Origin of the sequence: Nocardioides marmoribigeumensis (genome assembly GCF_031458325.1) — a bacterium.
Taxonomy (GTDB): domain Bacteria; phylum Actinomycetota; class Actinomycetes; order Propionibacteriales; family Nocardioidaceae; genus Marmoricola_A; species Marmoricola_A marmoribigeumensis.
Map to the genome: position 1 here is coordinate 1610696 of NZ_JAVDYG010000001.1, position 14990 is coordinate 1625685.

The 14990-nt window shown below is 63.7% G+C and carries 14 protein-coding genes; 5 read left to right on the forward strand and 9 right to left on the reverse strand.

Annotation, left to right across the window (positions count from 1 at the left end):
- Window positions 1–62: 62 nt before the first annotated feature.
- Both J2S63_RS21270 and J2S63_RS07675 read left to right on the forward strand, forming a co-directional pair.
- A complete protein-coding gene (locus tag J2S63_RS21270) occupies window positions 63–767 on the forward strand; it encodes an ATP-binding protein (RefSeq protein WP_486348066.1) in 705 nt (234 codons plus the stop codon).
- Between the two features lie 124 nt (window positions 768–891).
- The gene (locus J2S63_RS07675) at window positions 892–1893 is read left to right on the forward strand and encodes a sulfite exporter TauE/SafE family protein (RefSeq protein ID WP_310300786.1); all 1002 of its coding nucleotides are present in this window, start codon (window positions 892–894) and stop codon (window positions 1891–1893) included.
- 34 nt (window positions 1894–1927) lie between these two features.
- Here J2S63_RS07675 and J2S63_RS07680 read toward each other — a convergent pair whose 3' ends face one another.
- The 5 genes from J2S63_RS07680 to J2S63_RS07700 form a co-directional block, all read right to left on the reverse strand.
- Window positions 1928–2311: a phosphomannose isomerase type II C-terminal cupin domain gene (locus J2S63_RS07680; protein WP_310300789.1), complete on the reverse strand. Its 384-nt coding sequence runs from the start codon at window positions 2309–2311 to the stop codon at window positions 1928–1930.
- 21 nt (window positions 2312–2332) lie between these two features.
- Entirely contained in the window at window positions 2333–2887 is a 555-nt protein-coding gene (locus J2S63_RS07685) for an arsenate reductase/protein-tyrosine-phosphatase family protein (RefSeq protein ID WP_310300791.1), read from the reverse strand.
- Window positions 2888–2910: 23 nt separating this feature from the next.
- Window positions 2911–4599: a DUF4012 domain-containing protein gene (locus tag J2S63_RS07690; protein ID WP_310300793.1), complete on the reverse strand. Its 1689-nt coding sequence runs from the start codon at window positions 4597–4599 to the stop codon at window positions 2911–2913.
- A gap of 82 nt (window positions 4600–4681) precedes the next feature.
- Window positions 4682–5710 carry a hypothetical protein gene (locus J2S63_RS07695; protein ID WP_310300796.1) on the reverse strand — a complete coding sequence of 343 codons (1029 nt, stop codon included), beginning with the start codon at window positions 5708–5710 and terminating at the stop codon, window positions 4682–4684.
- Window positions 5711–5856: 146 nt separating this feature from the next.
- Complete coding sequence (locus J2S63_RS07700) at window positions 5857–6489, reverse strand: PglD-related sugar-binding protein (protein WP_310300798.1); 633 nt, start codon at window positions 6487–6489, stop codon at window positions 5857–5859.
- A gap of 136 nt (window positions 6490–6625) precedes the next feature.
- Between J2S63_RS07700 and cysD the strand changes: the two genes are divergently transcribed.
- From cysD to J2S63_RS21275, 3 genes are all read left to right on the forward strand, one after another.
- Window positions 6626–7540 (forward strand): sulfate adenylyltransferase subunit CysD, encoded by a 915-nt coding sequence (gene cysD / locus J2S63_RS07705; RefSeq protein WP_310300800.1) that lies wholly within the window; start codon window positions 6626–6628, stop codon window positions 7538–7540.
- On the forward strand, window positions 7540–8820 hold the full coding sequence (locus J2S63_RS07710; RefSeq protein WP_310300803.1) for a sulfate adenylyltransferase subunit 1: 1281 nt from the start codon (window positions 7540–7542) through the stop codon (window positions 8818–8820). The genes cysD and J2S63_RS07710 overlap by 1 nt, the downstream gene beginning before the upstream one ends.
- Before the next feature lie 414 nt (window positions 8821–9234).
- Window positions 9235–9450, forward strand: a complete 216-nt coding sequence (locus J2S63_RS21275) for an LbetaH domain-containing protein (RefSeq protein WP_374725110.1) — start codon at window positions 9235–9237, stop codon at window positions 9448–9450.
- A 229-nt stretch (window positions 9451–9679) separates the two neighbouring features.
- Here the strand turns inward: J2S63_RS21275 and J2S63_RS07715 are convergent, their stop codons facing one another.
- Genes J2S63_RS07715 through J2S63_RS07730 form a run of 4 tightly spaced genes read right to left on the reverse strand, consistent with a single transcriptional unit; the run spans window position 9680 to window position 14511 of the window.
- Window positions 9680–11026 carry an oligosaccharide flippase family protein gene (locus J2S63_RS07715; protein ID WP_310300806.1) on the reverse strand — a complete coding sequence of 449 codons (1347 nt, stop codon included), beginning with the start codon at window positions 11024–11026 and terminating at the stop codon, window positions 9680–9682.
- Window positions 11027–11061: 35 nt separating this feature from the next.
- On the reverse strand, window positions 11062–12159 hold the full coding sequence (locus J2S63_RS07720; RefSeq protein WP_310300810.1) for a glycosyltransferase family 4 protein: 1098 nt from the start codon (window positions 12157–12159) through the stop codon (window positions 11062–11064).
- A 31-nt stretch (window positions 12160–12190) separates the two neighbouring features.
- Window positions 12191–13246, reverse strand: coding sequence for a glycosyltransferase family 4 protein (locus J2S63_RS07725; RefSeq protein WP_310300813.1), 1056 nt, complete (start codon window positions 13244–13246; stop codon window positions 12191–12193).
- Window positions 13237–14511, reverse strand: coding sequence for an O-antigen ligase family protein (locus tag J2S63_RS07730; protein WP_310300816.1), 1275 nt, complete (start codon window positions 14509–14511; stop codon window positions 13237–13239). Before J2S63_RS07730 ends, J2S63_RS07725 begins: the two co-directional genes overlap by 10 nt.
- Between the last annotated feature and the right edge of the window lie 479 nt (window positions 14512–14990).

The following is a 14990-nucleotide window of genomic DNA, read 5'->3' on the forward strand; positions in this document are numbered from 1 at the left end:
GGTCCTCCGCGACATCGGCACCGAAATAGTCGTGACAGGCACTTTCAGGCGACCGAGCGCCGATCGTCGTCGAGGTGCGGCCGTCGTGGGTCCTGGTCCGCAGTCCAGGGGGACTGCCCCCACCGGTCACGGTCCAGACTCTGAGGGAGGCTCAAGCCGCGCGGAATCCCACCGTGATCGACGTCCTCAGGAGGCTCGGCCTGGCCGAGGACTCCGGTCAGGGCATCGACGTCATTCAGGACTCGATGCGCTACGAGCTCTTGGATGAGCCCGTCTTCGACGACGCGGACGGCTTCTTCACGGTGACGTTGCCCCTCGGCGGGTTGACCTCCGGATCGGAGCGAGCTTGGCTCGCGGAGCACGAACGGCTCGGCCGACTTCTCCCCAACGAACGCATCCTGCTCCTCACGGTGATGAGAGACGGAAGGATCACAAATTCACGCGCTCGGGAAGTCCGTGGTGTCGACAACTCGAAGCTCGGGGTCGCCTGCAACGGCTTCGCGATGCCAACCTGCTCGTCCATCACGGGCAGCGGGGCCGCGCCTACTACACCCTGGGCGTCCTGGGCCCTGAACAGGGCGCGGAGGGGGCGGGGGCCTGCTGCAAGCTGCGGCGGCAGCACCCCTGACCAACGAGCGTGTGCGCAGGCTGACCGGGCTCGACCGCAATCAGGCTCGTGCGGTCCTGAAGCGGCTCGTGAGCGAGGGGCGCCTCGTGCAAGAGGGACAGCGACGTGGCACGTCCTACTCAATTCCCGACGTGCCTAGCCCGTGACCCCTTGATCGAGAAGTGAGCGAGCAGTCGAGACCACGTCGCTGAAGCAATGCCCGGCTAATCCGATCAACCCGCTAGGCTTTGCCGGTCACGGACCCGCTCCCCGAAGGGACCCCCATGGGCGAGATCTTCACCGCCGACTTCTGGTCGATCATCACCGCCGGCCTCCTCGTCGGCATCGTGGTCGGCCTGACCGGGATGGGTGGCGGGGCGCTGATGACCCCGGCGCTGATCTTCCTCGGCGTGGGCTCCACCTCGTCGGTGATCGCTGCCGACCTGACCGCGGCGGCGGTCTACAAGACCGGCGGCGCGCTCGTGCACCGCAAGCACGGCAACCCCAACATGCAGTTGGCCAAGTGGCTGATGCTCGGGTCGATCCCGATGGCGTTCATCGGACCGTTCCTCGTCCACGCGGCGTACGGCGGCGACCAGGCCACGCTGGAGAAGGCGCTCAAGACCGCACTCGGGTTCGCCCTGCTGATCGCGGCCGCGACCTACGCCCTGCGCCTCTACATCGGCATGCGCCAGATCCGTCGGGGCACGGCCGGGGACATGGGTGAGCCGACCATCCGCCCCCTCCCGACGCTGCTGGTCGGCGCCCTCGGCGGCCTGCTGGTCGGCGTCACGAGCGTCGGCTCGGGGTCGGTGATCATGGTCGCGCTGCTGATGCTCTACCCGGCGCTCTCCGCCGTTCGCCTGGTCGGCACCGACCTGGTGCAGGCGGTCCCGCTGGTCCTCTCGGCCGCGATCGCCAACATCATCGCCCAGGGCGGGCTCGACCTGTCCCTCACGATCCCGCTGGTCATCGGCTCCGTGCCGGGCACGGTCCTCGGCTCGCGCCTGGCTCCGCGTGTGCCGCAGTCGGTGCTGCGCCGCGGCATCGTGATCGTGCTGACGATGTCGGGCGTCGCGCTGCTCGACAAGGCCGGCTGGGCGCCGCTCGGGGCGGGCGAGGACGAGACCCACCCGATCCTCATCGCCGGCATCGGTGTCGCACTGGTGGTGCTGGTGCCGATCGTCTGGGGCTTCCTGCGCAAGACCGAGGGCCTGCCCTTCATGGGCTCTCCCACGGTCGCCGAGATCGAGCGGGAAGAGCGCCGCCCCCGCACAGCTCGGTGATCGAGCAGCGAGCGAAGCGAGCGATCAGTCGAGATCACTCCTCGTCGGCGTGCCGCCCATAGTCGTCGTCCAGCCGCACGATGTCGTCCTCGCCGGTGTAACCCCCGCGCTGGACCTCGATGATCACCAGGTCCTCGCTGCCGTTGTTGACCAGCCGGTGCTTGGCGCCGAGCGCCACGTCGATGGAGTGACCAGGGCCGATGACCTGGGTGACGTCGTCGATGATGCAGGTCGCGACGCCGTAGAGCACGACCCAGTGCTCCGACCGGTGCGCGTGCAGCTGGTAGGACAGCCGCTGCCCCGGCGCCACGTGGATGCGCTTGACCTTGTAGCCGGCGCCCACGTCGAGCACGTGCCACGACCCCCAGGGCCGCTCGCACGACTCCATCTCACGCGTCGTCGTGGTGCTGTCGGTCATCGCTCCTCCATCCGCCTGACTCTAGGGTGCCTGGGAGGCGGCGAGCGCGCGGGCGATCACCGTGACCGCCTCGTCGATCTCGGCGGCGACTCTGGCGTAGACCTCCGCCGGCTGCCCCATCGGGTCCTCGGTGTCGAGATCGAGGCCAGCGACCTCCCCCCGCCTGGCAGCGGCGTCGGCAACCAGAGCGGCTGCAGAACCTGCGGTGCGCCCGTCGACCAGCGCAGCGAGCTCGCGCCAGGTGAACGTACGCCGAAGCGCGCCCGGCGCCTCCTCCAAGGCAGTACGCCGGACCGCGGTCGTCGCGGTGAGCACCAGGTCCGCGGCCCGCACCATGCTCTCGTCGAGCCGTCGCGCCACGAAGCCATGCGCCGACCCGCCACGCTCGCCGAGCTGGACCAGAGACTCGTCCGTCATCGCGTGGCCGACGAGGGCACGGGTGCCGGCCGAGGCGACGGAGAAGCATTGGGAGGCGGCCCCGAACTCCGCAAGCCGGAGCTGGAGGAGCCGCTCCGCCACGGGTGATCGGCAGACGTTGCCGATGCAGACGGAGAGCAGACGGAATGGTTCAGCCACGACGAGACGTTATCCGGACCCGGTCAGCAGGCCGACGGCCCGATGGTGCCGACCCCGTCGGTCTTCGCCCCCGGCGTGGTCAGCAGGTGGGCCCGCCCGCTCTGCCCGCGCGCGGAGTACATCGTGTACTCGATGACGTGTTTGCCACCTCTGGGGATGTCCACGGTCACCGAGCCGACCGGTCGCCCGGCGTCAGTCATCGAGTTGACCGGGCGCGCCTTGCCGTCCACTCGGAGCGCGTCGACCCGACCGTCCACCGGACCGTATGCGTAGACCGTGATACGCATGTCCCCGAGCGGGAGCCCCTCCGATCCAGGACCGACGACGAACGGTGTCAGCGGTCCAGGGGGAACCTTCGAACTCAGCACGGTTCGCACCGTCAGGCGCTGGGCGCCGAGATAACAACGGTCGGCCGTGACGTCGGTGCGGTAGTTCAGGTAGTAGGTGAGCTTGTCGAAGCCCGCGTCGTTCAGGTAGACCCCAACCTCTGGTCTACGCTCATCGCTGGTCGGAAGGACCCCTCCGATTTCCGTCGCGGCGAGCTGTTTCTGTTCGCGCGGGATCTGCGAGAACGCCAGCACGCGGCGCTCCTCAACGCCTCTGCTGAGTGCCTGGGCCAGCTGGGTGGCGTCGAACTTGCCTGTGGAGAGACGGCCGAACAGCTGTCGCACAAGTTCGGCAAAGAAGGCGTTCTGCGCTTGATCTGTCGGGACCTGGAGGTAGACGTCACGAAGCAAGGTGTCGACAGCGTTCTGTTCGGTGAGCGTGCGCCCCCCGACCGTCACCGGCCCGGTGGCTCGCAAAAGGTAAGCCAGCGCCACCGGATCTACCGCGACGACCCCGTCGATCTGCTGCCCCTGACTGCGTCGCCACATTTCGGCAAGCACTCGCGCCCCGCGAGGGAAGTCAGGATCGCTCAAGGCATTCTGACTCTGGGTGAACGGCTTCATCCCGAGCACGGCCAGTTGCCCTGGCGACGGCTTGAGCACGGGTCGCCCGAACTCCCCAACTTCGGCGGGCCGCGAGGTCCGCGTCAACTTGATGCGTCCGTCATCTGCCTCGACGATGGCGAACGCGCCGCCCAATCCGCCGAGGGACTTGATCTCGGCGTTGTTCTGAAACACGAGGAAGTAGGTTCGGGGCGCTCGTTCGCCAAGCATGTCGGGCAGCAGCCGAGTCACCGCCGCCGACTCCGTGACGACTGTGGACGCGCGAACGAGCTTCTCCTTCAACCCACTCACGGGGCCCCTGATCTGGGGAAGGAGGCCGCCGGTCTCGATGTCACTGACCTGGTTCGCCTGTGCTTCGAGCTCCTCACCACCCTCGGCTAGGGATGGCGCGATCCTTCGGATCGGAGCCAGCGGAACCTTGCCGCCGCTCGGCTTGAGAAGCGTCCCGCTCAAGGTGGAGCCGGCCTTGACGAGCTGCGGCAACGTGGAGGCGGTGAGGTCACGCGATACCACGGCGACCGTTCGCACCGCGGCGATGTCATCACCGAGGACAGGCAGGTGGGACCCGACCCACCACACGGGGCCACGGGTGTTGCGATACGCAGACCGTGCCGCCGCGGCGCCCAACCCAAGCTCTTTCTGCGCGGCCGTTGTGTCTGCTCGCGACACAGCCGCGTTCATGGAGGTGAGGTGCTGCTCGACGGCAACCAAGGCCGATCGAGCCCGCGACGCCTGCCAAGCCGTGAAGGCGATAGCAAGCACGCACACGAGTACGGCGAGCCCGAGGGCCCGCCGTACTCGTGTCTGGCGTCGCCAGCGACGCCTGCTCAATGCGACAACTGCATTAGCTTGCGATTGCTGAGCCCGAGGTCGTTGTGCCCTTGTAGTTGAGGCCCACTGCCACGTACGTGCCAGCAACCGAGTAGCTCGTGCTCTTCACGTAGCTCCCTGCCACCGTGCACGACGCCACGCCGGTGTTGCTGCCAGAGGACCCAGTCGTCGCGGTGCACGAGTACGTCGTGCCACCGCTGGTGGCCTTGAGGGTGACGTTCCGTCCGCCCAGCAGGGTGGCATTCCCATCGTCCGTGACGAACTTGGCACTCAACTGCCCGTTCGACTTCAGAGCGAAGTCCGTGAACTTGGTAGCGGTGCCGATGCTGAAGGACGTCGTTCCAGATGAAGCCGCATATGAGCTCGTCTGGGCGAAGTTCGTGGTCAGCGTGTAGTCCCCAGCCAGGGTCAGATCGGTCATGTCCAGGGTGACCGAGTTGCTGCCACTGAGAGCCTTGCTTCCGGTGCGCGCATCGGGACCGGCGAGGCTGAACGTGACGGTGCCGGACTGCGGGTTGGGTGCGTTGGTGTTGTCGGCCCCGGCCACGGAAGTCACAACGGCGGAGAAGTTCGCCGACTGATAGGGGGTTGCCGCCGACGCAGACGTGCTGGTGTTGCGGCGGAAGACCGTGACAGAGAACGTGTCGCTGGAGGACCCAAAAGTGGAGTTGCCGGCGTACTGACCCAGCACGGAGTAACTTCCGACGGCATCGTTCACGAAGGTGTAGCTAGCACTCGACCAGTTCGGGTGCCCGGAAACCGGACCAAGGGAGACATCCGTACCTGTTCCAGTCGGCGAACCACCGGTGGGGTAGCGCTTGACGTTGACCGTGCCCGTCGGCCGCGTGTTGGCGTCCGCGGTGTTCTTCACCACAAAGGTGATGGTCTGGCTCGTGCCGTACTGATCGAACGCGTTGGCCGACGTCGCGTCCGTGCTCGTCGCCACCTGCGTGGCTTCGGACGCGACGGCGACGCCATTACCGACAAGCGCGATGCCGACGAGTCCGAGAACGGCCGAACGCAGCGCAATTTGAGTGCGCATCAAACTTCCCCCACTTCGGTCGCTCGGCTGTTCCCCTGCAGTGCGAACGACAGACCGAGCAAAGTCACCATATGCCGAGCTTTCGCGATACCTCAACCTGCTGGAGCTGATATGACCGAATGGACAAGTCGCTCGGGACGTGAGTCCTACGTCAGCGGACGTGCTGGCACGCCCCCGACCGTGACCTGGGGCGCGACGTCGCGAATAACCACAGCCCCGCTGCCGACCACGGCGCCCGCTCCGACCGCCAGCCCCGGGTTCACCTTCGCGCCGGTGCCGAAGAAGGCTGCGCGGCCAGCCGTGACGAAGCCCGACAACGCAGTCGTCGGGGAGACCTCCACGTAGTCGTCGAGGTGAACGTCGTGGCCGATGGAACACCCGACGCTGACATGGACGTGCCGCCCCGTCACGACGTGATTCATGAAGGTCGCGTGAGCGGCGACCATTGTGCCCGGGCCGAGCGTTACCTCCCGGGCCAGCACGGCGGTCGGGTGGACGAGCACCGGGCAGGGCCGTCCGGCTGCCAGCGCGTCGATGCGGGCCCTAGCCCGGGGAGAGCCGATACCGATCGCATAGCCGACCTCGGCGGGCATGGACTCGAGGCGAGCCACTGGACCCAGGTGCTCCAGCCCGTACGCCGCAAGCTTGCCCGCGTCAGGCGAGCCGTCATCGAGGACACCTAGGACGTCGATCTCCTGCTGGCCGGACCTGTTGATTGCCTCGACCACGTCGAGCATCTCCCGGCCGGCTCCACTCCCGCCGATCACGACGATCTGCACCGGCACCTCCTGGGCAAAATCACAGACGGCTCACGCCTGATTGTCGACTCGCCGGGTATGTATTGGCCGCCTCCGAGCGCCCCCGACCCCAACGGCTAGCATGACGCAGGTTCCCTGACGAAGGATTCCTCCCTCCATGACCGACACCCACAGCGACTACCGGCTGAGCCAGCTCGACGAGCTGGAGGCTGAGTCGATCCACATCTTCCGCGAGGTCGCGGCCGAGTTCGAGAAGCCGGTGCTGATGTTCTCTGGCGGCAAGGACTCCATCGTGATGATGCGGCTGGCGGAGAAGGCCTTCTACCCGGCCAAGATCCCGTTCCCGGTCCTCCAGGTGGACACCGGCTACGACTTCCCCGAGGTCCTCCAGACCCGGGACAACTGGTGCGGCCGGCTCGGGGTGAAGTTGATCGTGGCCAGCGTCGAGCAGGCCATCAAGGACGGGATCGTCGTCGACGACGGCAAGACCCCGCGCAACCGCCTCCAGATCGGCACCCTGCTCAACGCCCTCGAAGAGGGCCAGTTCACCGCTGCCTTCGGTGGTGGCCGCCGCGACGAGGAGAAGGCGCGGGCCAAGGAGCGCGTCTACTCCCACCGTGACGAGTTCGGCCAGTGGGACCCCAAGAACCAGCGCCCCGAGCTGTGGTCGCTCTACAACGGCCGGCTGCACGAGGGCGAGCACATGCGCGTCTTCCCGCTGTCCAACTGGACCGAGCTCGACATCTGGACCTACATCGGCCGCGAGGAGATCGAGATCCCCTCGATCTACTTCAGCCACCAGCGTCGCGTCTTCGAGCGCGACGGCATGCTGCTCAGCGAGTCGGAGTACAACCCGCTCAGGAAGGGCGAGGAGGTCAGCGAGCGCCAGGTCCGATTCCGCACGGTCGGGGACCTGACCCTCACCGGCTGCCTCGAGTCGGACGCCGACACGATCGAGAAGATCATCGAAGAGGTCGCCATCGCCCGCGTGACGGAGCGCGGCGCCACTCGCGGCGACGACCGATTCTCGGAGTCCGCCATGGAGGACCGCAAGAAGGAGGGGTACTTCTGATGTCGGAGACCACCGAGGTCATGAAGCAGATGGACCTGCTGCGGTTCGCCACCGCCGGGTCCGTCGACGACGGCAAGTCCACCCTGATCGGGCGACTGCTGCTCGACTCCAAGTCGATCTTCGAGGACCAGCTCGAGGCGGTCCACGCGACCAGCCAGTCGCGCGGCTACGACTACGACGACCTGTCGCTGTTCACCGACGGCTTGCGGTCCGAGCGCGAGCAGGGCATCACCATCGACGTGGCCTACCGCTACTTCGCGACGCCCGCGCGCAAGTTCATCATCGCCGACACCCCCGGGCACGTGCAGTACACCCGCAACATGGTCACCGGCGCCTCGACGGCCGACCTTGGCCTCGTGCTCGTCGACGCCCGCAACGGGATGACCGAGCAGTCACGCCGCCACGCGGTGATCCTGTCGCTGCTCCGGGTGCCCCACCTTGTGCTCGCGGTCAACAAGATGGACCTCGTCGACTACAGCGAGGAGGTCTACGAGAAGATCCACGCCGAGTTCACGCAGTTCGCCACCAAGCTGTCGATCCCTGACCTCGAGGTCATCCCCATCTCGGCGCTCAAGGGCGACAACGTGGTGACCCGCAGCGAGCACATGCCGTGGTACTCGGGCCCCACGCTCATGCACCACCTCGAGCACGTCCACGTCGCCTCCGACCGGGACATGATCGACACCCGCTTCCCGGTGCAGTACGTCATTCGCCCCAAGTCCGACGCCCACCACGACTACCGCGGGTATGCCGGTCGCGTTGCCGGCGGCGTGATGAAGGTTGGCGACGAGGTGCTCGTGCTGCCCTCAGGCATGACCAGCAAGATCAAGGGCATCGACCTCTTCGACAAGGAGATCTACGAGGCCTACCCGCCGATGTCGGTCACCGTCCGACTTGAGGACGACGTCGACGTCTCGCGCGGCGACATGATCTGCCGAGTCAAGAACGCTCCGAAGGTCAGCCAGGACATTGACGCGATGATTTGCTGGATGGTCCCTGATCCCATGCGCATCCGTCAGAAGCTCGCGATCAAGCACACGACGCGCGCCGGGCGTGCCTTGGTCAAGGACATCCAGTACCGACTCGACGTCAACACGTTGCACCGAGACCAGGAGACCAAGGAGCTCGGGCTCAACGAGATCGGCCGCGTCCAACTGCGCACTACGGTTCCGCTGCTATGCGATCCCTACAGCAAGAACAGGACGACGGGCTCCTTCATCCTCATTGATGAAGCGTCTGGAGTGACCGTAGGCGCGGGCATGATAAACGCCACGGATTGAGTCCTATCGACCCAAGTTATACGACTCCGTCGACCAAAATGTTAGGGCCCCAGATGAGGACGCGCGGTCACGAGTCTGTTCTCTAGCCGCGCCATCCAGAACTCACAGCAGGAGTCGACCGATGCCGTGTTGCAGACCTAGAGTGGCGAGGTGCACAGAGCCCTAGTCTTCTACCGTCTCGCGCGGTGGCTCCACCTCCGCGGGTTCAAGTCGCTGGCCAAAATGCTCACAGTGCTGGGTCGCCTTGCTACTGGGGCGTGGGTGCCCGCAAGCGCCGACATCGGCGCAGGTACGACTCTCGGTTATGGCGGCAGCGGCGTTGTAATACACAGTCAAGCCATCATTGGGAAGAATTGCATTATATGTCCGGGCGTCCTGGTAGGGGGGCGAGGGGAACCCCGCGCCGGTAGACCAATGGCGCCAGTGATCGGAGATAATGTCAATCTATGGCAAGGCGCCAAAATACTTGGACAGGTGCAGATTGGTGACAACGTCGAAATTGGTGCCAATGCGGTGGTCATCCACGATGTCCCCACCGGAGGACGCGTCGTTGCACCTCTCGGCCGCCTCCTGGACCCGGAGCGAGGAGATTCTGGCAGCGCTGCAAACGACGCTGTGCGTAAGTGGTGACTCCGGGCTTCCGGTCGCGCCCAAGACTGCTAGCCCGCCGCCGGCGACTGTCACTCACGAGTCCTTCACGCACCAGCCAGGCTCCTCGCCGACTAAATCGTCGTGATTCAAAGAAGATAGTGCTCTCTTGCGGGTTCGTCGGTCGCTCGCTCGGAATGCCGCCCGTCGTGGGCCTCCCTCGCTGCCTCATAGGGGTGCGAAACGCGTACGTCACCTCGTAGCCGCTCATTCACTGGCTGAACAACTGGAGTGCTATGAAGCTAATCAACATGGCCGGAACGCAGGCGGCCACAAGCAGTCGCACGTCGTGACGAAGGAATCCCAGCGGAGGACTGGACGTAGCTCGACCCATCTCTTGGGCGCGCCACCACCAAGGCGCGGTCTCAGCGAGTAGAACACCCAAGGCGACGCCGGGCGTTCCAGCGGCAAGGGCGGCGCAAGGGATGAACAGGCAGCCCGCAAGCAGACGTTGCACGTAAAGCGAACGGATCGACTTGCTATCCCCGATGGCATTGAGTGCAGCGATGCCGGTGGCGCTTAGCACCGCCGCTATGCCGAACGGGATTAGGCAGTTGACCACAATCGCGACGTTGTGTGGATGATCGATATTGAGCTGCTCGGCGAGTGGCAGACTCACGACACCAACCGTGGTGACGCCAGTACCCGCACCGAGCACAGCGAGACCTTGCGCCCGTGAGTGCGAAGCGCCCACTTGGACTCTCTCAAGGCGGGCGAAGTTTGCTAGCAGCACCGGGCCGAGAGCCGAAGCGCAAACATCTACAACGGCATAGACCAAGCGGTATGCAATGCTGTAGGCCCCCACCGCGGCAGGACCAAGCAGTGCGCCGATGAACAACTGATCAAGGCGAAGGCTGAATCCCCATGTAAGCGAGCCGCGCGCGAGGTTCCAGTAATCCGGCCATGGGAAATCGGCGGTCCCTCCGCGTAGTCGCAGAGGATGCCTGCGGATGTGCAGATACAATCCTAAGGCCGTCAGTGCGTTTGTCCACGCCGATTGCAGCAACAGGGACAGTTCCGGCAGCCCACATGCTGCAATCCCGACGGTAATGAGCGCTCCAATTACGCCAGCCGCCGTGGCAACTCTCGAAAAGTCCGCGATCCGAAGTTCGCGCTTCAAACTCGCCTCAAGGCTTGTACTTAGTGGCGCACTAACGAGTGATACGCCAGCCACCCCAAGCATCCAGGAGAGGACGGAAAGTTTCGTTACAAACACCAAAATAAGGCTGGCGGAAAGAACTATGAGATAGGAGCCAACCGCCAACCGGAAAAGTGCACTGCGTACCTTGCCCAGACTCAAAGTTTCTGAACTTCGGATGCAAGTGATCACCACCGGCTGCAGGCAGGAGGCCTGCGCCACCCCGATTAAGCTGAGCGTCAAACTAACCCAACCCAACGTAGTTAGGTCGAGGTGGCTGGCGACAATTAAAAAGGTCAACAGCCCGAGACCACGACCAGCGAGTGACTGCACCAAGGACCAGCCAACGCTCGACCCATGATGTCGCCACGCCACGCGGGACAAGCGAATCGCGTCGCCAAGCAACAACTTCAGCGCCATGAAAGCGTCACCCTTAAGTGTCCAGATCGCCTAGATCAAGTGCAACTGGCAACGGCTCGCTCATAAACTTGGACCGTCTGCAACGCGACCGCCCTTGGGCGTCGATCCTGAACACTTTCCCGCAACTCGCTGCCCGCGAGCGTCGGCGAGGCGGGGCAGGATGCCAAGGCCGCAGCCAGGTCATCCACCCCCGAATGAAGAGGCAACACAATGCCGAACTTATCGGTCAACACTTGTTGCCGGGCGGTGCCTGCATCCAAACACACCACCGGACAATTTGCCGCGAACGATTCGCTCAAGGCTATCGACGAGGTCTCGCGCCGCGAAGCAGACACACTCACCCGCGCGCTACCCAGCAGCTGCGCTACCTCCCGGCGGGCCAGCGCTCCCAAGAAGTGCACTCGCTCGGCACACTGTGAAGCCTCCCGCCGACACTGGACGCCGTACTCTCCGTCCACCTCGCCACCTACAAGCAGCAGGTCGCCATCCCCACCATTCTGAACGTATCGAGCAAAGGCTCGAATTAGGGTGAGCTGGTTCTTCCGAGGGATGAGATTACCTACCGAAATAAAGTCATTTCCAGGTCTCCTCTCGACGGAAAAAAACTCATTCGCGATCGGGTTCGGAATGCGGACCACCGTCACGCCTTCGCGAGTGGCGGCTGCAGCCGCTTCGTCAGAGATTGCGATGACTCGAGAAGCGGATTGGACACCAGCCCGGAATACAGTTCGCAGAGCGCGCGACCGCACGTATCCGGCTGCGACGTTGTGACGCAACTGACTTTCGAAGTGAGGGAACCCGTGAATAGTCAAAACAGTGACCGGATGTGCCTGCCCGTATTGCATGCCGAGATGGGCGTGCAACACATCGACCTGTGAGTCTCGGATTGCTCGCCTTACCATGGGGGGTATGAGGGTAGTGCCGGCCCATATCGGTCTAAGGCGCGGGAGTCGCTGAACCTCTAGGCCGCGCGGCAAATCAACACTATTTGAATACCCAGTAAACGGGTCAATTACCGTCACGGAGACACCCCGATCGACTATCTCCGTGGCAAGTATCTCCATCGCGGCTTCGACGCCTCCCCGAGGCTGCCCAGGCGTCAGAGGGTACGGGCCGAGCAGTCCAACCTTCAACGAAACTGTCCTATCTCAAAATTGCGGGGCATTATAGCGAGGCCCAATTACGACCGTAGATGTCGAGCAGGTTCTCGGCCCAAAGCTCAACACCCATCTTCGACGCTACCCACGATCGAACTTCCTCGCGCGGAGGGGCATGAGCCATCGCACGCATGACAGTCTCAGCGAGTCGGGGCCCGTCGTGTGCCTCGGCGACAAAACAACCAGCGGCCTGGTCCGCGAGCATGCGATGGCCATCAATCGGAGTCAGTGCTGCTGGGAGGCCAGTAGCCAGCGCTTCGAGCACAGCAAACGGCATGCCTTCTGCCGAACTGCTGCCAAGTAAGACATCGGCGGCCGCGTACAGTGTCCAGACATCGTCTGTTTGAGGGACCACTGTAAGTCTCGAACGGCCGTCGAACCCCTCGAGCCGCGCAGCGTCCGTTCCTACTGTTAGGCAGTGCGCATCGGGCAGCAAGTCAAGGGTATGCAGCATCAGCGCGCCTCCCTTGACTTCCCAATCACGTCCAAAGTGCAGAAGAACGGGCACAGATTCTGGAAGTCCGAGTTGTTCACGCGCCAATCTGCGCTGCTCAACTGTAGGGATTGGAAAACGGCTGACGTCAACCGCATTAGGCATCACTTGGGTCCGTCGGCCGAACCGTCTCCGGATTTCGTGCTCGACCGCGGGACTAACGCAAAAATTGGCTGCGATGCCGTGAAGCATCAACCCATAGCGTACACGATTGCGGACTTGCGACCGCAGCGCGCTAGATGGCGTGGTGTGGCTGTGCACGAACGCTGTAACGGACGGCACGCGCCGAGCGGCCGCGGCGCATGCAATGTCGAATCCACTAAAGTGGCTATGAAGAACAGTGGGGAGACGTCGCGGCGGCAGCACAAACGAATCCAAGTCCTTGGGCTCCATGAACGACACGGGAAAGTCTTCCACCAGCCGCAGCCACTCACGGCCCCGAGCAAGGGGGGTGAAAATGAGTTCGAAACTCCACCCGCGTCGCTCGGCCGCAACACCGACAGCACGCAACAACGGAATGAAAGAGCCAGGGTAGGGACCGCCATAGTCAGCCAAATGGATCACGTGCATTCTGAGGGCTCCGTTCGACCGCGTCGCGGTAGACCTGAGCCAGACTCCGCAGTATGAACATCTCCGGCAACTGTCTCAGCTCCGCGCTTCCCGGACGAGTTCAATCTTCGCTCCAGCAGGACCAGTGACAGGATAAGCCAAGGCAACTTCCGGTGATCCCACGACAACAACGCCATGTTGATGACCAAGACCAATTCGGCAAGCAAGAATCCTAGGCGCAAACCAGGATCGCTGGCGCGCCAGGCTGCCTGCATCCCAGCGAAAATAAGAACAACTAGGATAGCCCCGCCAAAGATACCAAGCTCAGCGAGAACACTAACGCCGGTATTGTGAGCCGCGTCCCGGACTCCGATATGCCTGAAGGCTATTTCTGGAAAGGAGCCTGACCCCCAACCCGTAAGAGGTCGGTCGAGCCATCCCTCGATTCCTGCCCGCCACAAGGGCACCCGCGCGTTCAAATCGCCCGCCGCCACCGAATCGCCTGTTCCTCGCAAACGATCTAGAATTCGCAAGTCAACGGCTGACAGCACGAAGAACGCGCATGCGCCAAGCGATGCCAAGGTAAGCAATCTGCGCCCGAGGCGCTTTGCTCCCCACGAGGTGCCGACCACCACTGCCACCAACACACTTGCAACAGCTGTGCGAGAGGCGGTGAGCACCGTGGCTCCGAAGCAGACGAGTGCAACTGCCAAATAGAGGTAAGACGTTCTGCGCTGCGTCTTTAGCGCTATCCCCAGTACGAGTGCACCAACGACGGCAAACAACGCCGCGAGGTCGTTCGCGTTGGCGTGCGCGGCGGACGAGCGGATCTCGTCGTTGATTTGAAATACTTGCGTCTCATACCCCCGCAAGACTTGAAAGGCCGCCAAAGTCGCTCCAACCGACAAGCCTCCAATCGCGGCCTTCACGGAACGGTGCGTTCCGAGCATAATCAGCAGGGCAGTAATGAGACCAAGAGATGCATAGGTAAGGGACTTTTCCACCGTGGCAGACGGGTCGACGCTCCAAAAATAGCTAGCTAGGGCAAGCATCCCCGGAGCGAAGATCAGGGGAGGGATCGTGAATGAAACTCCTGGCCTAATCAAGGCAATGATTCCCCCGACGACTGTAAGCACAAGTCCGGGAATCCGAGCTAATCCGATCCCAGAAACGGAGATCGACTCGAATGGGAGCAAAGAGGCATAGACGAACACGAGGGATGCGAAAGCTCGGTCGCCGATCGGCGCGGCGCGGCGCCGGCTGTGCGCAAACCGGTCGTCATTCACGACACAACCCTTCGATGTCCGAGCGCGGCCAAGATCTCATGAGAGATGGGAAGGCCCAGCCCTAACCCGTCGCTTACTTCACCCCTGGTAATGAGCGCACGGATAAGACCCGGCACGGTGCCGTCGAACAACTCGACTCCCTCTGGCCGCGGCACGACATCAGTCGCTATGACCCTGAGGCCAGCATCTAGCGCCTCACGCACAATCATCGCATCGCCATCGGCAGTCGTCGGACGCAGTAATACTTCGTGCTCACCAAGCACCGCAGCAACCTGTTGAGCATCGAGGTTCCTATAAACTTTGCAGCCTTCGAGCTCTGCCCGCGCACGGGCCGCAGCGCAAGAACTTTCCTCGCCGTAGACGACGACGGCCCATGACCACTCGACCAAACGGTCGTCGCGCTTCGCTGCTAAAGCTGCTTCCAGGCCATATAGAGCGTGTCCGTTACCAACAAACAAGACTGCGGAGTTCGGTCTGCG